Here is a 19,940-nt window from a genome sequence, read left to right on the forward strand (position 1 = left end):
TGTTTTCTAGCTCTATAGAAAAAACAAAAAAACGCTCCGCCCGCAAACTGAATTGCAGGGGGAGCGTGTAATTACACGGTCATTCTCCTTTTTTAAGGAGCCCAAGTAAAAGTCTAATCGTTTTGCATTTTAATGTCAAGACTGTTGACGAAAATCGATTAACGCTTGTCTTCTTCTTCGTCTTCTAAATCGAAGTCATCTTCTTCAACATCTAAATCCATGTCTTCTTCAACAACATCAAGACCAGCAAGATCATCGTCTTCTTCGTCATCGTCTAAGTCATGATCGATTGTTGTATCTGTTGTATCGTCAAAGTCGCTAGCATCATCTTCTAATACTAATTCTTCTTCCTCTTCAACATCTAATGTTAAATCTTCTTCGTGTTCATGAACTTTTACAGTAGGAGCAGTTTCTTCTTCTACTTGATCGATTGCGTACCATTCACGTAATCCCCAACGGTCTTCGCCTAAAACGATGAAACGACCGTCGATGTTAATATCAGTATAGAACTGTACAATAGCAGCTTCTAATTCAGCAGCTGTACGAGCGCCTAAAGATAAAATTGTATTGTTGATTTCTTTGAAAGTTAAAGGTTGACCTTTGTCTACTAAAATACTATAAGCTAAGTTAATTAATGATTCTTCATTTAATTGTTCTGTTGTTAATTCACGAAAGTTCAATTCGTGCACGTCCTTTCTCTACTTAAACATACTCATTATTATATACATATTGTGCTCTATTACGCCACATTCAATTATCATTTTTCTGTCGTTTCAAACTACGATAAACGTAGTAAAACAAATAGAGGGCTAAGATTAAAATTGGAATAGCGCCTAGTTGCTTATTATACAACAAATATGTGGCAACAGCACATGCGATTATAATGACATAGTGAATGATCTTCTCCATAAATGCTGCGGCTCCTCAAAAAGCTTTTCCTACATTATACAGAAAAAAACATAAAAACGCGTCTTTGAACGTGCATGAATTACATATTTCGACGATATTTTCCGCCAACTTCGTATAGCGCATTCGTAATTTGACCAAGACTTGCATATTTTACTGTTTCCATTAACTCTTCAAAAATGTTGCCGCCTGATTTTGCTACTTCTTGCAGACGTTGTAGCATTTCTTGTGCTTTATCTTCATGCGCTTGTTGGAATTTACGTAAATTCATAATTTGCGTATCTTTTTCTTCCGTTGATGCACGTGCTACTTCCATCGTATCGAATAGTTCTTCTGGATTTGCATTTGGATTTAAATACGTATTCACGCCGATAATTGGCAGTTCACCTGAATGTTTTAAATGTTCGTAGTACATTGACTCTTCTTGGATTTTCGCACGCTGATATTGCGTTTCCATTGCGCCAAGTACGCCACCACGGTCGTTAATACGGTCGAATTCTGCAAGTACCGCTTCTTCGACTAAATCTGTTAATTCATCAATAATGTACGAACCTTGCAATGGGTTTTCGTTTTTCGATAAGCCATGCTCTTTCGTAATAATTAATTGAATCGCCATCGCACGACGAACAGATTCTTCTGTCGGTGTCGTAATCGCTTCGTCATATGCATTCGTATGCAATGAATTACATTGATCTTGCAGTGCCATGAGTGCTTGTAGCGTCGTACGAATATCGTTAAAGTCGATTTCTTGTGCGTGTAAGCTTCGACCAGACGTTTGAACGTGATATTTAAGTTTTTGGCTACGCTCGTTTGCACCGTATTTATCACGCATCACGACAGACCAAATACGACGCGCAACGCGACCAATAACCGTATATTCTGGGTCTAGCCCGTTTGAGAAGAAAAATGATAAGTTCGGCGCGAAATCATCAATGTGCATACCGCGGCTTAAATAATATTCCACGAATGTAAACCCATTCGATAGCGTAAATGCTAATTGTGAAATTGGATTCGCACCCGCTTCTGCGATGTGGTAACCCGAAATTGACACAGAATAGTAGTTGCGTACTTCATGGTCGATAAAGTATTGCTGAATATCACCCATCATGCGCAGCGCAAATTCCGTTGAAAAAATACACGTGTTTTGACCTTGGTCTTCTTTTAAAATATCTGCTTGTACCGTACCGCGTACGACGTTTAACGTTTTTGCTTTAATGTCCGCATATTCTTCGTCTGTTAAACGACGATTTAGCGCTTGTTCTTGTTTTTCGACTTGCTGTGCGACAGCCGTATTTAAAAACATCGCTAAAATAATTGGCGCTGGTCCGTTAATCGTCATCGATACAGACGTCGAAGGTGCGCATAAGTCAAAACCTGCATACAACTTTTTCATATCGTCTAACGTACAAACGCTTACACCAGATTCGCCGATTTTCCCGTAAATGTCTGGACGTTCATTCGGATCTTCACCATAAAGCGTTACTGAGTCAAATGCCGTCGATAAACGTTTCGCCTCATCACCTGCTGATAAGTAGTGGAATCGTTTATTCGTACGTTCTGGCGTTCCTTCACCAGCGAATTGACGCTTCGGATCTTCCCCTTGGCGTTTGAATGGGAATACACCCGCAGTATATGGGAAAACACCTGGTACGTTTTCGGTATAGGCAAATTGTAAAATCTCGCCGTAATCTTTCATTTTTGGCAATGCGACTTTCGGAATTTTTGTGCCTGATAACGATTCGGACACGAGAATCGTACGAATTTCTTTATCGCGCACTTTCGTTACCATTTCATCTCCTGAGTAGCTTTCTTTTAATGTTTCCCAGTTGTCTAAAATTTTCTTCGATTGCGGCGTTAATTCAACGCATAGTTCGTCTAATTTCGCTTGAAGCACTTGTTTTGTCGCATCGTCTTCTACAAGTGCTAGCGCGCCTTCTACTTGGAAAATTTTACGGGCGATATCGACTTGTTGCGCAGTCGTTTTTTTGTACGCGCGAATCGTATCGGTAATTTCACGTAAATAATAACGACGATCTGTCGGAATAATCACGTGATCTTTTTGCGTTTTCACGAATTCACTGTATGACGTATGCCAATTTTTGCCGAACTTTTCAGCGATTTTTTTCACGAGCGCCGCAAACAATGCGTTCGTTCCTTTATCGTTAAATTGACTCGCAATCGTGCCATACACCGGCATATCGTCTGGTGATTGGTCCCATAAATTGTGACTGCGTTGATATTGCTTTTTCACGTGCGTCATCGCATCTTCTGAACCTTTACGTTCAAATTTATTAATGACAACGAGGTCAGCAAAATCGATCATATCGATTTTTTCAAGCTGCGTCGGTGCACCGAACTCACTCGTCATAACATACATAGATAAATCAGATACTTTCGTAATCGCTGCGTCACCCTGACCGATACCACTCGTTTCTACGATAATTAAATCGAATCCAGCTGCTTTTACAACGTCTAATACGTCATCTAAGTTATCTGAGATTTCAGAGTGTGATTCACGCGTTGCAAGCGAACGCATATAAATACGATTGTTGAAAATCGAATTCATGCGAATACGGTCGCCAAGCAATGCACCGCCTGTTTTCTGTTTCGTCGGATCAATCGACACAATCGCGATACGAACGTCAGGAAGTTCTTGTAAGAAACGACGAATTAATTCGTCCGTTAATGAACTTTTTCCAGCACCGCCTGTACCTGTAATCCCAAGCACTGGCGTTTCTTTTGATAAGTGCCGCGCCTTTTCGATAAAGCCTTCTGATGCGCCATTTTCAGCAATCGTAATCGCTTTTGCGAGCGCTAGTTGATTATCTGGCGATAGTTGTTCTAACAAACTGATATCTTCCCCTTCAACTGTCGGGAAATCACTTCGTTCAAGCATTAAATTAATCATTCCTTGAAGACCGAGCGTACGCCCATCTTCTGGTGAGAATAAATGATTAATCCCATAAGCGTGTAATTCTTTCGCTTCCGACGGTAAAATAACGCCACCGCCCCCACCAAAAATTTGGATGTGAGAAGCATTTTTTTCTTTTAATAAATCATAAATGTATTTAAAGTACTCGACGTGACCGCCTTGATAAGACGACACAGAAATACCTTGTACGTCTTCTTGAATAGCCGCATTGACGATTTCTTCTACAGAACGATTGTGACCTAGATGAATGACTTCTGCACCGCTTGATTGCATAATGCGGCGCATGATGTTAATCGTGGCATCGTGCCCATCAAAAAGGCTTGATGCTGTGACAAAACGTAGTGGATGTTTCGCTTGATAAACTGTTGTTTCCATATTAGAACTCCCCCTTCTGTAAAAAAAGGGCTGTTTAAATGCCCACATCCCTCTATGTATAATAGATGAAGAATGCAAACGTTCAAACAACCCGTAAAACTTTAAACACTATGAGTTAAATTACGCTTTTTGTAATGGACGTGCGTTTGTTTCTAACCCACGTGCGATAACCATACGTTGAATTTCTTGTGTACCTTCATAAATTTGCGTAATTTTTGCATCACGCATGAAGCGTTCTACTGGGTATTCTTTCGTGTAGCCATAACCACCGAATACTTGAACTGCTTCTGTCGTTACTTTCATCGCTGTATCCCCAGCCATTAGCTTAGCCATTGCTGATGCTTGACCGTATGGTAAACCTTCAGTTTCTAACCATGCTGCTTGGTATGTTAATAAGCGAGAAGCTTCGATTGCTGTTGCCATATCTGCTAACTTGAAGCTAATGCCTTGGTTTGCAGAGATTGGCTTACCAAATTGAACACGTTGAGAAGCGTATTCTACAGCCGCATCTAATGCGCCTTGTGCGATACCGACAGCTTGTGCTGCGATACCGTTACGGCCGCCATCTAATGTTTTCATCGCTACTTTGAAGCCTTCACCCTCTGCGCCAAGTACGTTTTCTTTCGGTACGCGGCAGTTTTCAAGGATAATTTCAGTCGTTGCTGAAGAACGAATACCCATTTTGTGCTCTTCTTTACCAACTTTGAAACCTTCAAAGCCTGATTCTACGATGAATGCTGTTGAGCTACGACGATCTTTTGGATCTAATAGCGCGATGACAATGTAGATGTCCGCCACGCCGCCGTTTGTAATAAAGATTTTCGAACCGTTAATGATATAGTCATCGCCATCTTTCGTTGCGATCGTTTTCATACCACCTGCGTCACTACCTGAACCTGGCTCAGTTAAGCAGTATGCACCAATTTTTTTACCTTCCGCCATTGGACGTAAGTATTGTTGCTTTTGCTCCTCTGTACCAAATTTGAAAACAGGCCAACCTGCTAAAGATGTATGAGCAGATAACGTTACGGCTGTTGAGCCACATACGCGTGCTAGTTCTTCAACTGCGATACAGTATGCTAAATAATCCATACCAGCGCCGCCGTACTCTTCAGGCCATGGAATACCTGTTAAGCCTAGCTCTGCCATTTTATCGAAAATCTCGCGATCGAAGCGTGCTTCCTCATCGCGTTCGGCTGCTGTCGGTGCCACTTCGTTTACGGCGAAGTCGCGTACCATCTTACGTAACATTTCGTGTTCATCTGATAATTTGAATTGCATGTTGTTTCCTCCCTATTTCTGTATGACTGATTTTGTGGTGTGTTCTAACTTTAACGATTCAATCCAAGTTCGAACACAATTACTTCGGTACTTCGATCATGATGGCATCTCCTTGACCGCCACCTGAACAAATCGCTGCGATGCCAATACCGCCACCGCGACGTTTTAATTCTTTTGCAAGCGTCAATACGATACGTGTACCGCTTGCGCCGATCGGATGCCCCAGTGCAACCGCGCCGCCATTGACGTTTACTTTTTCAGGGTCAAGCCCTGCAATTTGATTCGCTGCTAATGCAACGACTGAGAATGCTTCGTTTAATTCGAATAAATCAATGTCTGCTAGTTGTTTGCCTGTCTTTTTCAGCAATGTGTCGATAATTAAACCTGGCGTTTCCGGGAAACGTGACGGTTCAATCGCAATCGCCGCATGTCCTACAATTTCAGCAAGGACGTCTAATTGACGCGCGGCTGCTTCTTCCTCTGATACGACGACGACTGCGCCTGCTCCGTCGTTAATGCCTGGTGCATTGCCGGCAGTAACAGTGCCATCGTGGCCAAATACTGGCTTTAACTTTGCCAATGTTTCTTCGGTCGTCCCCGCACGTGGGGCTTCGTCTTTGTCGACGACAATTGCATCCCCTTTGCGTTGTGGAATTGTTACCGGTGCAATTTCTTCAGCGAAAATGCCTGATTCAATTGAAGCGATGGCACGTTGTTGACTGCGCGCCGCCCATGCATCTTGCGCTTCTCGCGTAATGCCGAATGACTCGGCTGTTTCATTGCCGTAAACGCCCATATGGACATGGTCTGGGTGGAATGCACACGTTAAACCGTCGTGTAACACGCCGTCTACTAATGTGCTATCTCCCATACGCAATCCCCAACGACCGTTCGGTAAATAGTAAGGGGCGTTCGACATGGATTCCATACCGCCTGCAACGATAATTTTTTCATCTCCTAAACGAATCAATTGTTCCGCTAATGTAATGCTACGTAAACCTGATGCACACACTTTGTTGATCGTTTCGGTTTTCACTGAAAACGGTAAGCCCGCTTTCGTCGCTGCTTGGCGTGACGGAATTTGTCCTTGTCCCGCTTGTAATACCGTACCGATAATAACTTCATCTACTTCTTCAGGTTGAATTGATGTTTGCGCAAGCGCTGATTTGATGGCAATGCCACCTAAATCACTCGCTGTTAAGCTGCTTAATGCGCCACCAAATTTGCCAAATGGCGTTCTCGAACCTGCTACAATGACTGCTTTCAACTACAACACCTCTTTCTACGAATGTCGTGCAGTAAAAATGGTCTCGTGACTATGCATTTGTTAATGATTCTGCTAATACTTCCGATGTAACGTCTTCTTCTAATACTGGTGGTGCGTCGCCGAAAATAGATTTCTCTAGTAATTCTGCAACGTCGTAAGTGCCGACTGTATCTTCGACTTCTTTCGCTTTCGTACCATCTGATAACATCGTTAAGCAGTATGGACATCCAGCTGAGATGACGGTCGGATTCGTCGCAAGCGCTTGTTCTGTACGCGCTACGTTAATACGGTTGCCGACATGTTCTTCCATCCACATTAAACCGCCACCTGCGCCACAGCACATTGCTTCTTCGCGGTTACGTTCCATTTCAACAAGCTCAACCCCAGGAATCGCTTTTAAAATTTCACGCGGTGCGTCGTATACATTGTTGTAACGGCCTAAGTAACAAGAATCGTGGAAGACGATTTTTTCGTTTACAGCATGTTGTGGTTTTAGACGACCTTCTTGAACGAGCTTGAATAAAAACTCTGTATGGTGATACACTTCACCACTCCAACCAAAGTCGCTATATTCGTTTTTGAACGTATTGTAAGCATGTGGATCAATCGTGATGATCTTTTTCACTTCTGCTTTATCGAACTCTTTAATGTTCGCTTCTACAAGCTCTTGATATAAGAACTCGTTTCCTAAGCGACGTGGTGTATCCCCAGAGTTTTTCTCTTTGTTACCTAAAATCGCGAATTTCACACCTGCTTCATTTAATAAATGGGCAAATGATAAAGCGATTTTTTGTGAACGGTTATCGAATGAACCCATTGACCCAACCCAGAATAAGTATTCGAACTCTTCACCTGCTTTAGAAGCTTCTTTTACAGTTGGAATATGAAGGTCTGGGCGAGCATCGCGCCAGTTTTCTTTTTCTTTACGGTTGATACCCCAAGGATTCCCTTGACGCTCGATGTTGTTCATAGCACGTTGCGCATCACCGTTGACTTTACCTTCTGTCATCGTTAAGTAACGACGTAGGTCAATAATTTTTTCAACGTGTTCGTTCATAACTGGACATTGGTCTTCACAGTTACGGCAAGTTGTACATGCCCAAATTTCTTCTTCTGTGATGACGTCTCCGATTAATGATGGGCTGTAGATGTCGTCAATGACTGCACCGTCAGCACCAGCTGCTGCAACGAGTTGATTCCCTTTTGAATTATTAAATAAGAAACCTGGCACCCACGGTTTTTGATGCGTTTGTACCGCACCAGTGAATGTAAGGTGATCACGTAATTTTGTCATTAAATCCATCGGTGACAACATTTTACCTGTCCCTGTTGCTGGGCACATGTTCGTACAGCGACCGCACTCTACACAAGCGTATAAATCAATCAGCTGTAGATCGGTAAAGTCGGTAATTTTACCAACACCGAATGTAACTTCCTCTTCTTCTGCACCTTCTGTTTCGTCCTCTTCTTCAAGTGCTGCAAAGTCGATTGGACGAAGCTTCCCTGGATTGTCTAAACGGTTAAAGTAAACGTTTACAGGACCAGCGATTAAATGAGCGTGTTTTGATTGTGGAATGTACACTAGGAATGTTAGTAACGTCACTAAATGAATCCACCACATAACGAAGAATACGGTAATGGCTGCTGTTTTCGGTAAAAATGCGAATATTACGGCAATTCCAGATGCAATTGGTTCTGACCAATGCCACGTTGCAGCATCTTCCCAAATTAACATCATACCGTTACCGATTAATACAGAAAGCATTAATGAACCGATAAAAATTAACACAAGACCTGATTTCAAGCCTCGTTTTAAACGTACTAATTTTTCAATGTATCGGCGATAGAACGCACCGATGACAGCGACTAAAATCATCAATGTAACGATTTCTTGGAAGAATGTAAAGATCGGATAAAGTGGTCCAAGTGGTAAATGAGATCCTGGCTTTAACCCTTTCCAAATGAAGTCGATTGCACCTAATTGAACTAAAAGAAAACCGTAGAAAATCATAACGTGGATAATACCACTCTTCTTATCTTTAAACAGTTTCTTTTGTCCAAATACCATGACCCAAATTTTGTTTAGGCGTGCTTTCACATCGTTGTCGAATTCTTGCTTCTTACCCATCTTGATAAACTGGTAACGTGTCTTCACTAGGTAAGCAAATAAATAGATACCATACCCGATTGTGAGAATCGTTAAAATCCAGTTTGCAATTAATAATGGATTCATGCCTTTCCCCCCTAAAAGACTGATTTTCCTTTTTGTATAGTATTTGGATACTTTTGGAATTACCAACATTCTACTTTATGAATCGTCACTCAGTCAATAATTTTCCGCAATATGTTTTATTTTTTCGTAAAAATACATATTTTTCTTTAAAAACGATGCCAAAAAAAGATATAAGCTATCCCCTTTCGAGGATAGCTTATATCTTAATAGTTAGTATGAGTAGGATATTTTCATTTTACTATTATCATTTTTTACCTTTTTCGCTTAGATGTCACATGACATATAGATGTGAACTTATTTTTCTTTTTTCTTACTCGTTGAAAAGACGTTTGCGCTACGGACGTATTCGTTATTCGGTACACCGAGACGCGCATTCACGACGAGTGCTGCAGCAAATAAATAATCCGATAAGCGATTTAAATAACGTTGTACGACTGCCGATACGTCACCTTCTTCGCTATTTTTTAGCAATGTGACTGCTAAACGTTCTGCACGACGCGCTACAGTACGCGCAATGTGTAATGTCGCTGCCGCTGGAGAACCACCTGGTAGCACGAATTTTTGAAGCTCTGGCGCTTCGTCCATTAACGTATCAATACGTGCTTCCATTTCTTCAATCGGCTCATCTGCTAATTTGTAATGACGCTCTTTCATAACATTCGCTAAATCGCCACCACCATCGAACAATTCATTTTGGATTTTTTCTAAGTCGTATAAAATGTCTTCGAATTTCGTTGCATCTAATTCTGTCATCGCTTTTCCGATAATCGCATTGAGTTCATCGATTGTGCCATATGCTTCTACGCGAAAATCATCTTTATCGACGCGTCCTCCAATAATGCTCGTTTTCCCTTTATCGCCTGTACGTGTGTAAATATTCATTTAATCATCTCCCTTTCAAAATTTCTGGTATCCCATACCAAATATGTGTAATCGTTTGTGCTTGTTGAAACAATTGTTGATAAAGGCGTCCGCACGTATCTCGCAGTTGTCTTGCTTCTGATTCAAGCGGTACGACGCCACGCCCCATATCCGTTAAAATTACCGTTAATGATTCACATTGGTCATCTAACGCCTTTAAACGCGACGCAAATTGTAGTGCTACTTGTTGCTCATCTTCTTCTAGATGCGCACGTAAAAGTCCTTCTAAACCTGCAACAACGATTTTTGGTGCGGTCGTCGTCGGCCATTGTGCTTCATACCATATCGCATCCGGCTGAAGTTTTTTTACGTACGCGCGTTTGCCGTTAAAGGCACCGCCGATAACGATGTGCATCGCTCCCCCTCCTCAAACGCTTGTTGTGTCGACCACTTCAGTTGAAAACGTACGTCATGTTCAACGTGCCAATCCCAAAATGTAGATGGTGTTGGCGCTAAATCGACGAGCAATGCGCGAATCGTCCCGCCATGTAAAACGGCAACGTAATGACGCGCACCACGTAATTGCTGCATACCACGACGAACACGTGCATAAAAATCAGTAAGCGACTCGCCGTTCGGTGGCGCAACGTTTGTCGGTTCGTCAATCCATTGACGATATGTCTCATCATCTTTTAGTTGATCGTACGTTTTCATTTCAAAGTTTCCGAAATGTGTCTCACGAAAATCAGCGATTACATGTTGCGTTGCATGTGGAAAATAAGCTTGTGCCGTTTGTTGCGTGCGTACTAAATCACTGCAATATACCGCCTCAATCGTATTATCGATTATTGGCAAATCGGTCGCGACAATCGGGTCGTCTGTCCAACCGACGTAGCGACGCTCGATATTTCCTGCCGTTTTCGCATGACGAATTAATTCAAGCATAACAGCGCAATCCACAATATCGCCTCCGTTCCTTCGATAAAGGCACCGTATAAATCGCCTGATGCACCACCGAAGTTTTTCTTCGTCCACCATTTATAAATCGGGACGATGATGAGTGCGATGACGACTAATATACTAGCGGTCCAATTGTGTGTCATATAAATGATGATGGCTGTTCCGATACATAATGATAGCAACGTCACAATCATATATTGTTTCAATTGAATATGTGTACGGAAAAAGTAGCCAAGTCCTTTTTCTTTCGACGACTGCGTGAGTGTAATATAAAAACCGAGTGCTGCACGCGCTAAAAACGGAACGAACATTAACCAATACACTGATAAAATTTGTTGTGTCACGAGCTCTGTTAAAACAATCAGTTTCGTTAACACTAAAAATAAAAGTGACATCGCACCGAATGCACCAACACGTGGGTCATCTAAAATATCTTGGCGTTTTTTTAAATCGCGATAAGAAAAGTACGCATCTCCCATATCGGTAAAGCCATCGAGATGGAGGCCACCTGTCCAAATAATGAACGCCATCATGACGATAAAGCCGATTAAAAGTGGTGAACTGTCTGTAAGCGTTAGGCCTTCAAAAATAAGTGCGACGACCGCGCCCATGATGACGCCGAGCCACGGTAAAAATTGAAACATTCCTGTGACGGTTTGTTTCGTTAAATCGAGCTGTTTGTTAACCGGTACAATCGTAAAAAATTGAAAGGCTAGCAATATACTACTGAAGAAGTTTTTCAAATTCATCTGCTCCCTTCCATATTTTCCGGTAACCATATTGCATTTCAATGGCGACCGTTGCTTGCTGTACGAACCATTGATGCACCAATCCTAGTTGCTTCGCATACGTTTGCGTTTCCGCATAAGGTGGAATCGGCGCATCTAACACTTCGTTCGATACGACAATTAGCGGTATGTGCTGACGATGGAGCGCCAACATCGCTTCTTTCATCGCCGCAATCCGCGCCTGCAATTGCGCCGTTTGCCACGCATCATCGGTGTAACATTCATTCGCTAACCACGTCGTTGCACAGTCCCATAAAACGATAGCATTATCCGGAATACGCGGTACGAGCGTCGAAAAATCAGTCGGATGCTCGAGTGTTAACCAGCCGAGGCCATCGCGCAGTTGTTGATGATGCACAATGCGTCGTTTCATTTCTGCATCAAAAGCGACACCTGTTGCTACGTAGACGAGCTGACGGTTCGCTGCGAGTTGATGCGTTACTTGCTCTGCAAAATGACTTTTCCCGCTTCGTACACCACCTGTTATAAAAATAAACGGTGTTTGTGCCATGCGATCATACCTTCTTTCAATACGTCCATTTTTGCTCGTTCTTTTATACCGACGCGGAACCAACTCCCGTCCATCCCGAGAAAGTTTTTCGTATGACGTAACACACAACCACGATGCAACATAAACGTATAAAACGCATCACTTAGCGAACGGTCTGGCAATTGAAAACTAACATAATTCGTTTGACTATGCGTATATTTATATCCATTTTCTTGTAAAAATGTTAAAAATGTTTCACGTGGCGCACGTAATGCATCGATCGTTTGCGCACGATACGTCTGTAACTCCAGCATCTCTTTACCGAGCGCGCTCGCAATACCATTAATATGCCAATGTGCCGTAAAAGCACGTAATTTCGCAATGATTGCTTCATGTGCGACGGCATACCCGAGCCTTACCCCTGGCATTTTATACATTTTCGTCATTGAACGAACGACGATGACGTGTGGCCATGTCGGCGCTCGTTCTATTAAAGCGACATGTTCGCCGATAAAGTCAATAAATGCTTCATCGAGCACGACGAGCGTATTCGTTTGCGCTGCCCACTCAATGATTTGTAACAATTCGTGCTGCGGCGGTAACACGCCTGTCGGATTGTTCGGTGTACATATATAAATCGCTGCGGACTGTTTAAGCGACTGTTCAATCGCTGTCATCGGTAATCGGTACGTCGCAATATCTTCGACAATTAAACGGTCAAACGTTACATCATGTGGCGCAAGCGTCGCTTCATATTCCGAAAATGTCGGATGAATGATCGTGACACGTTTGCCGTGCAATAAATTGCCAAGGAGCGCGAAAATTTCTGCAGCACCATTGCCAAGCAAAATGTGACGCTTGTCGACGCCATGATAATGCGCCACAGCAGATAAAAATGGTTCACCGTTTGAATCAGGATAAGCAGTTATGTATGGCATGAATGTTTCCATAGAAAGTTCTAGTGGAAACGGTAAATGATTGACGTTTTCGCTAAAGTCGATTATACGTTCAGGTATGTCTAACCCGAGCGCCTCATATACGTGATGCGGATTCGCACCGTGACTAGGTAACAATGAACATTCCCCCTATAAATAAGCCGACGATTAAAAAGGCCAACGATGTGCGTTCCATTTGCACGACCGTTCGTTGAATATGTGTCGCTGACAATTGGACATACGGTTCGCCCATTTCTTGACGATGGGATGCGATGCCACCGTAGTAATTGAGACCACCTAATTGAATGCCAAGCTGATAAGCCGTCGCTGCTTCTAAATAACCGCTGTTTGGGCTCGGATGTTTCGGCGCATCTGCTAACCAACGTTTAAAACGTGTTAAAAACGATAGCTTATAATCGTTCGGTGACGCGACTAACAACAAAAATCCCGTCATGCGACTCGGGATGAAATTTGCGAGATCATCCAACTTCGCAGCGACAAAGCCAAATTCACCGTACGTTTCGTTTCGATAAGCAATCATCGAGTCGAGTGTATTGATTGCTTTGTACACCCATAATCCTGTTGCGCCAAATAATAACGCATAAAACAGTGGCGCGGTCACACCATCACTCGTATTTTCAGATACTGTTTCAACGACCCCACGCGTAATGTTCGCTTCGTCTAAATGTGCCGTATCGCGACCGACAATCCACCCTAGCTTTTGACGCGCTCGTTCAAAATCCCCTGCAACGAGTGGTTCATAGACGTCGTTAGCCGCTTGTCGTAAGCTTTTTTGCGCTAAGCCACAGGCGATTAACAATGCTTCGACACCGATGCCTACGTAAGCGTGCAATTGATAACTGCCGTAAACGATGGCGCCGACGATTACACCGGTCAGTAAAATGGTCGTCATCGCCGTGAGCGCACCTTTCAATTTTCGATGCTGTCCTTTATTCAACATACGTGTCAACGTGCGAATCAAATTGCCAATATAAATAACGGGATGTGTCACCCATTTTGGCTCCCCGTAAAAACGGTCAATTATAAAACCTATCGTACAAGCGATTAAATGATATAACACCACTATAAAATCCAACCTTTCGCTCGTTTATAATCGTCTAGTGCAATATGCATCGCATCGTACACACCGCGACCGATGAGCTTTCCAAGGTCCGTAATCGTGCCCGCATATTCATAGCGTGTACCTGTTTGCGTAGCCGCGATTAAAATGCTGTCGGTCGATGTGCCAGTCGCAAGCGTTCCAGTATACCGATCACGAATATCGTCGTCATGCATCGCTTTTACTTTTGCTTCGACAGCGGTCATCATCGCTTGCATAAACGATTCATCTGTTAAATGCCCATTGACGATGACCCATAAGTTAATCGTACCGACCGTTTGTAATTCTTCATGTAAATGTCCGCGCGATGCATCGACAGCGTTTCCAATGCCCGCTGTGACCATAACAAAAATATCACCATCGCCTTCTGTATAATGACGAATAATCGCATGTTCTGCAGCGACGGCAGTCATCATTGCAACCGTTTGTTCAATCGGTAACTGCTGCGCCGCAATGTAGCGCTTCATTTCTGCATGCGCGTCGTCGCACATATACGTCGCATCAACAGTACGGTTCAAAAAGTGACGGAACCAACCGAACCCAGGATTGTGCATCGCAGACGATAACGTACGTAGTGGTGCATCCGTTTGTAAGTGGACGAATTGTTCCTCAATCGAAAATTGGTCTTCGGTGACGATAGGACATGCGTGTTGAAAGTCAGGAATGAGTGCCATTTGGGGTGTGGCAAGTTGTGGATGCGCAAATTTCGTCACACACGTTCGGTACACCGCCGCAATTTCGTCTTCTGTGAGTACTTCTGCCGGTGCCCCGTATGCTCGTATACGCCCATTTTCTAATAACAATAATTCATCGCAATAGAGCGCAGCTAAATTCATATCGTGAAAGATCGATACGACCGTTAACCCACGATTCGTCACTTCCGCTTTTAACATGTCCATCATTTGACGTTGATGCTCTAAATCTAAATGATTCGTCGGTTCGTCTAACAGTAAAATTTCAGCTTGTTGGGCGAGTGCTTGCGCGATAAACGTGCGCTGTTGTTCACCACCTGATAAATAATCGAGCTGTGCATCACGATAGCGGTCGACACCTGTTTGTTGCATCGCTTCTGTCGTTGCCTGTTCATCCGCTTCTGACCATTGAGAAAACAGTCCTGTTTGATGTGGATAACGCCCAAGCGACACTGTTTCATGTACGGTATGTGAAAAAGCGTGCGCATGTAGCTGAGGCAATACCGCCATTTTACGAGCAAGCGCCTTTTGTTTATACGATTGCTTTAACGCTCCATCAATATAAATCTCTCCGCTTTGTACCGGCAGCACGCCACTCATCATTTTTAACAAAGTTGATTTTCCACTACCATTCGGCCCTAAAATACCGAGCATCCGTCCTTTGGCGACTGAAAATGATACATCGTTAACAATCGTTTGATCGTCGTAACCACCGGATACGTGTACTACGTCTAACATCGCTATCGTCCCTTTCTACGTTGTTTGAAAAATATAAATGCAAATACTGGTGCGCCGATAAATGACGTAATGACACCGATTGGTAGCTCGCTCGGTGCAATGACCGTACGTGCTACTAAATCACAGGCAATCAATAAAGTTGCGCCGTTAATCATTGATAGCGGCAATAAATGGCGATGGTCAGTGCCGAATAATAGACGCGTCATATGTGGCACGACGAGACCGATAAAGCCAATCGTACCCGACACAGCGACAGCACAACCGGTTAAAATCGATCCGCCAATTAAAATCATCCATTTACTTCGTTTGACGTTTACGCCTAAATAATGCGCACGCTCTTCACCGAACAGTAGCGCATTTAATTCTTTACGATTCCACCATAGTAGTGCTGCACCGAGCAACATAAACGGCCAAGTCATTTGAATGTATGGCCAGCCACGCATCGATACACTCCCCATAATCCAATTTAAAATTTGGCGAAGTTCTTCTCCCGTAAGCGCAATCATAAGCGAAATGACGGAACTTAAAAACGCACTGACAATAATCCCTGTTAAAATAAGCGTTTCCATTTTCATCGTCCGGTCAATTAATCTTGCAAATCCGAGTACGATGATCATTGCGCCGAGTGCCCCTATCATACTAAAAATCGGTAACGTCAATAATCCGAGTGCAGATGACGATAAACCAAAGAAAATTGTCATCACCGCACCGACAGAAGCTCCTGATGATACGCCGAGTGTGTACGGATCGGCAAGTGGATTTTTCAATAGCCCTTGGAACGCCGCACCTGCCATTGCAAGTGCTGCACCGACAAGCGCTGCTAAAATGACGCGTGGTAGTCGGATTTTCCATAAAATATTCGCTGACGCTTCATCGGTAGACGCTGGATCCCACAAAGCTGAAATCGGCACTTTCACAGAACCGATATAAATAGCGAGTGCTGCGACGATGAGGAATAAACTAATCGACGCAACGTAGCCAATGAACCGCTTCGTCATTATTTAAACGCCTCTGGATAAACAGCTTCGGCAATTTCTTCTAAACCATCTGCTAAACGGGGACCAGTGCGACTAGTTGTATCATCGTCAACTTGCACGACGCGATCTTCTTTTACCGCTGTAATCGTATTAAAGCCATCGCGTTTTTTCACTTTTTCGATGATGTCTGGTACGTAGTCATACTTGACGATAATGACGTCTGGATTTCCTTTCACAATCGCTTCGGGATCAATTTTGTACCAGTTTTTACCGCCATCTTTCGCAATATTGTCTGCGCTAATTAAATCAAACATTTCTTGCATGTATGAGCCGTCACCCGCTGTGTAAATGTCTGGTGCATCTGATGTTTCAACGAATACTTTACGCGTTTCTACATCGGCTTCTTTAATTTTTTGTTGCACGTCCGCTACAGTGTCCTTCATATCGTCGACGATATCATCCGCTTCGTCTGCTTTATTCGTCACATCACCGATTAATGTAATATCGTCATACGTTTCTTCGAATGAATTGGCATTCGGTACGACAAATACCGTAATTCCTGCGTCACGCAGTTGCTGTAAGCCCGCTTCATTCGAACTAATTGATGATTCATCAATTAATACAAGGTCAGGTGTTAGTGAAATAATTTTTTCGATATTTGGATTCATATCGCCCACTTTTTCTTTTTTTGTCGCTTCTTTCGGGAAATTATCGTTCGTCGTCACACCGATCACTTCATCGTCTAGCCCTAATTCAAACAACGTTTCAGTAATGCTCGGTGATAACGTAATAATTTTTTTCGGTTCCGATGAAATCGTCACTTCTTTACCCGTCGCATCTTTCATATTTTGTGGGTAAGCCCCTTGTGTTGTCGTTTCTTTTTTCTCTGTATCATCTGTGTTGTCAGTACCACAACCTGTTAGTAACATCGCTGATACGGCTAATGCCGATCCCCATAATGACCATTTTTTCATATTATTTTCCCCCTTCAAATAAAAAAGACTCTTGTGCATACAAGAGTCTCTTAAAAAAATTGACTATCCTCGTAGCACATTCTCATTACAACAACGATTGGTAATCTGGCTTCGGGTTTCCCCGTTACAGTGGCGGGACCGCATGAGATTTGCACTCATTTCCCCAATTCGTTGCACGTCTTTAATTGGTTATCATTATACAGAACTTTAACTTATTAAGAAAGCGTATTCGAAATAGTCAGACTTTTATTTATTAAAAAAGCAGTAAGGATGAACCCTTACCGCTTCTTTTCATATTACATTTTTTCAGGAGCTGCAACGCCAACTAATTTAAGGGCGTTTTTGATTGTTTGTGCAACAGCTGTAATCATTGCAAGACGAGCTGCAGAACGTTCTTTGTTGTCAGCATCTAATACTTTTTCAGCATTGTAGAAGCTGTGGAATGTTGCTGCAAGTTCTTGTACGTAGTTTGTAATACGGTGTGGTGCGCGAACGCGTGCTGCGTCTGCTACGACTTTCGGGAAGTCGCCCATTTTTTTCAATACATCGATATCTTTTTCAGTTGAAAGTGTATCTAAGTTGTCAGTTGAAGCTGCGAAACCTTTTTCTGACGCTTGACGTAAAATTGAGTGAATACGAGCGTGTGCGTATTGTGCGTAGTATACAGGGTTTTCGTTCGATTGTTTAACAGCTAAGTCTAAATCGAAGTCTAAGTGTGTATCACCAGCGCGCATTGCGAAGTTGTAACGTACTGCGTCTAGACCTACTTCTTCAACAAGCTCACGTAATGTAACCGCGTTACCTGTACGTTTAGACATTTTGACTTTTTCACCGTCACGTAAAAGGTTTACCATTTGGATTACTTCTACTTCAAGCATATCGCGATCGTAGCCTAATGCTTCGATTGCAGCTTTCATACGAGGAATGTAACCGTGGTGGTCAGCACCCCAGATGTTAATAATTTTATCGAAACCGCGTTTTAATTTATCTTCGTGGTATGCGATATCTGGTGTTAAGTAAGTGTAAGAACCATCTGTTTTACGTAATACGCGGTCTTTATCATCACCGAATGTTGTAGAACGGAACCATACTGCACCGTCTTTTTCAAATACGTGACCGTTTTCTTTTAATGTTTTAATCGCTGCTTCTACTTTACCGTCTTTATATAAAGAAGTTTCAGAGAACCATACGTCGAAATCAACACGGAAATCTTTTAAGTCTTTTTGAAGTTTACCGAATTCGTGTTTTAAACCGTGTGTACGGAAAAATTCGAAACGTTCTTCATCAGATTTGTTTAAAATATCTTCGCCGAATTCTTTTGATAATGTATCTGCGATCACGACGATATCTTTACCGTGGTAACCATCTTCAGGCATGTCCGCTTCGTGGCCAAGTGCTTGACGGTAACGCGCTTCTAAAGATTTCGCAAGTTTTGTAATTTGGTTACCTGCATCATTGATGTAGTATTCACGTGTTACGTCATAACCAGCAGCATCTAAAATGTTGCATAATGAGTCACCGATTGAAGCGCCGCGTGCGTGACCTAAGTGAAGGTCCCCAGTTGGGTTCGCTGATACGAATTCAACTTGTACTTTTTCGTTGCTACCAGCTTCAGAGTGACCGTATTTGTCAGCTTGGTCTAAAACAGTTGGTACGACTTCCGCTAAGTAATCTTTTGCTAATGTGATGTTCATGAAACCAGGACCAGCGATATCGATTTTTTCGATGTTTGTTCCTTCTGTTTCTAAGTGGTCTAAAATAGCTTGCGCGATGTCGCGAGGTGCTTTTTTCGCAAGTTTTGTCATTTGCATCGCAATGTTTGTTGCGTAGTCACCGTTTTCTTTGTTACGTGGTGTTTCTAGGTGGATATTTAAAGCACTTGGATCTTCAACAAGTTCAGCTTTTGTGATTGCTTTTAATAAAGCTTCTTTAACTGCTTGTTGCACTTGTTCTACTGCGTTCATTATTTTCCCTCCGTATAGCTATATTCTAAAGTATATTCCCCGACTGATTCCCCACTGACGATTAACTCGTAGCGGACTGTCAGTTCTCCTGTTGTTACTTCATCGTTTAGCGGTTTATTATCAATATGATGCGTACGTACGATGATCGGCATTTCACCAAAGTCAGCTGTATAGTGGCCGCGTTGATCATAGCCTTTCACAAATGGTAAGCGCATTTTGATATCACCATTACGCATAATGATACCATCGCTTTCGTCAAAACGTAACGTCGTACGCATCGTTTTGTCGTTTAAAATTTCTTCATATTGAATGTAGACTTTTTTGCCATCTTTCAACATATAAGAACCATCGACGAAAATTTCCATGATTTCAGGCAATTCACCTGGGTGGTTGATCGTCGTCTTAAATTTCAATTGAATCGGCGTTGTATTATTACTCAAAAAAGCT

17 protein-coding genes and 1 riboswitch are annotated in these 19,940 nt (G+C 42.7%); all 17 genes read right to left on the reverse strand.

All coding sequences use genetic code 11. The features are described 5' to 3' along the window. Positions 1-158: 158 nt before the first annotated feature. Complete coding sequence (gene rpoE, locus KMHG_RS03705; protein ID WP_010287103.1) at positions 159-680, reverse strand: DNA-directed RNA polymerase subunit delta; 522 nt, start codon at positions 678-680, stop codon at positions 159-161. 308 nt (positions 681-988) lie between these two features. Beyond that, the gene (icmF, locus tag KMHG_RS03710; RefSeq protein WP_010287104.1) at positions 989-4,213 is read right to left on the reverse strand and encodes a fused isobutyryl-CoA mutase/GTPase IcmF; all 3,225 of its coding nucleotides are present in this window, start codon (positions 4,211-4,213) and stop codon (positions 989-991) included. Positions 4,214-4,333: 120 nt separating this feature from the next. Next, positions 4,334-5,494 carry an acyl-CoA dehydrogenase gene (locus KMHG_RS03715; RefSeq protein WP_010287105.1) on the reverse strand — a complete coding sequence of 387 codons (1,161 nt, stop codon included), beginning with the start codon at positions 5,492-5,494 and terminating at the stop codon, positions 4,334-4,336. Between the two features lie 79 nt (positions 5,495-5,573). After that, complete coding sequence (locus KMHG_RS03720) at positions 5,574-6,761, reverse strand: acetyl-CoA C-acetyltransferase (RefSeq protein ID WP_010287106.1); 1,188 nt, start codon at positions 6,759-6,761, stop codon at positions 5,574-5,576. A 49-nt stretch (positions 6,762-6,810) separates the two neighbouring features. Next, on the reverse strand, positions 6,811-8,994 hold the full coding sequence (locus tag KMHG_RS03725; RefSeq protein ID WP_010287108.1) for a (Fe-S)-binding protein: 2,184 nt from the start codon (positions 8,992-8,994) through the stop codon (positions 6,811-6,813). Positions 8,995-9,288: 294 nt separating this feature from the next. Next, positions 9,289-9,876 (reverse strand): cob(I)yrinic acid a,c-diamide adenosyltransferase, encoded by a 588-nt coding sequence (locus KMHG_RS03730; RefSeq protein WP_010287111.1) that lies wholly within the window; start codon positions 9,874-9,876, stop codon positions 9,289-9,291. A 4-nt stretch (positions 9,877-9,880) separates the two neighbouring features. After that, on the reverse strand, positions 9,881-10,270 hold the full coding sequence (locus tag KMHG_RS03735; RefSeq protein ID WP_010287113.1) for a bifunctional adenosylcobinamide kinase/adenosylcobinamide-phosphate guanylyltransferase: 390 nt from the start codon (positions 10,268-10,270) through the stop codon (positions 9,881-9,883). Continuing rightward, on the reverse strand, positions 10,222-10,815 hold the full coding sequence (locus KMHG_RS03740; protein WP_010287115.1) for a histidine phosphatase family protein: 594 nt from the start codon (positions 10,813-10,815) through the stop codon (positions 10,222-10,224). The genes KMHG_RS03735 and KMHG_RS03740 overlap by 49 nt, the downstream gene beginning before the upstream one ends. After that, positions 10,788-11,564 carry an adenosylcobinamide-GDP ribazoletransferase gene (gene cobS, locus KMHG_RS03745; RefSeq protein WP_010287117.1) on the reverse strand — a complete coding sequence of 259 codons (777 nt, stop codon included), beginning with the start codon at positions 11,562-11,564 and terminating at the stop codon, positions 10,788-10,790. Before cobS ends, KMHG_RS03740 begins: the two co-directional genes overlap by 28 nt. Beyond that, positions 11,539-12,114: a bifunctional adenosylcobinamide kinase/adenosylcobinamide-phosphate guanylyltransferase gene (locus KMHG_RS03750; RefSeq protein ID WP_010287118.1), complete on the reverse strand. Its 576-nt coding sequence runs from the start codon at positions 12,112-12,114 to the stop codon at positions 11,539-11,541. The genes cobS and KMHG_RS03750 overlap by 26 nt, the downstream gene beginning before the upstream one ends. Further along, complete coding sequence (locus KMHG_RS03755) at positions 12,087-13,166, reverse strand: pyridoxal phosphate-dependent aminotransferase (RefSeq protein WP_010287119.1); 1,080 nt, start codon at positions 13,164-13,166, stop codon at positions 12,087-12,089. Before KMHG_RS03755 ends, KMHG_RS03750 begins: the two co-directional genes overlap by 28 nt. Continuing rightward, complete coding sequence (gene cbiB, locus KMHG_RS03760) at positions 13,156-14,109, reverse strand: adenosylcobinamide-phosphate synthase CbiB (protein ID WP_026021990.1); 954 nt, start codon at positions 14,107-14,109, stop codon at positions 13,156-13,158. The genes KMHG_RS03755 and cbiB overlap by 11 nt, the downstream gene beginning before the upstream one ends. Before the next feature lie 2 nt (positions 14,110-14,111). Beyond that, complete coding sequence (locus KMHG_RS03765; protein ID WP_010287123.1) at positions 14,112-15,578, reverse strand: adenosylcobinamide amidohydrolase; 1,467 nt, start codon at positions 15,576-15,578, stop codon at positions 14,112-14,114. Between the two features lie 2 nt (positions 15,579-15,580). Further along, positions 15,581-16,576: a FecCD family ABC transporter permease gene (locus KMHG_RS03770; RefSeq protein WP_010287126.1), complete on the reverse strand. Its 996-nt coding sequence runs from the start codon at positions 16,574-16,576 to the stop codon at positions 15,581-15,583. Beyond that, the gene (locus tag KMHG_RS03775; protein ID WP_010287129.1) at positions 16,576-17,529 is read right to left on the reverse strand and encodes an ABC transporter substrate-binding protein; all 954 of its coding nucleotides are present in this window, start codon (positions 17,527-17,529) and stop codon (positions 16,576-16,578) included. The genes KMHG_RS03770 and KMHG_RS03775 overlap by 1 nt, the downstream gene beginning before the upstream one ends. Positions 17,530-17,580: 51 nt before the next feature. Further along, a riboswitch (adenosylcobalamin (AdoCbl) riboswitch) is annotated at positions 17,581-17,720 on the reverse strand. A gap of 105 nt (positions 17,721-17,825) precedes the next feature. After that, positions 17,826-19,493: an arginine--tRNA ligase gene (argS, locus tag KMHG_RS03780; protein ID WP_010287130.1), complete on the reverse strand. Its 1,668-nt coding sequence runs from the start codon at positions 19,491-19,493 to the stop codon at positions 17,826-17,828. Further along, positions 19,493-19,933 carry a YwiB family protein gene (locus tag KMHG_RS03785; protein WP_010287132.1) on the reverse strand — a complete coding sequence of 147 codons (441 nt, stop codon included), beginning with the start codon at positions 19,931-19,933 and terminating at the stop codon, positions 19,493-19,495. Before KMHG_RS03785 ends, argS begins: the two co-directional genes overlap by 1 nt. Between the last annotated feature and the right edge of the window lie 7 nt (positions 19,934-19,940).

Source organism: Kurthia massiliensis (genome assembly GCF_000285555.1).
In the GTDB taxonomy this organism is placed as follows: domain Bacteria; phylum Bacillota; class Bacilli; order Bacillales_A; family Planococcaceae; genus Kurthia; species Kurthia massiliensis.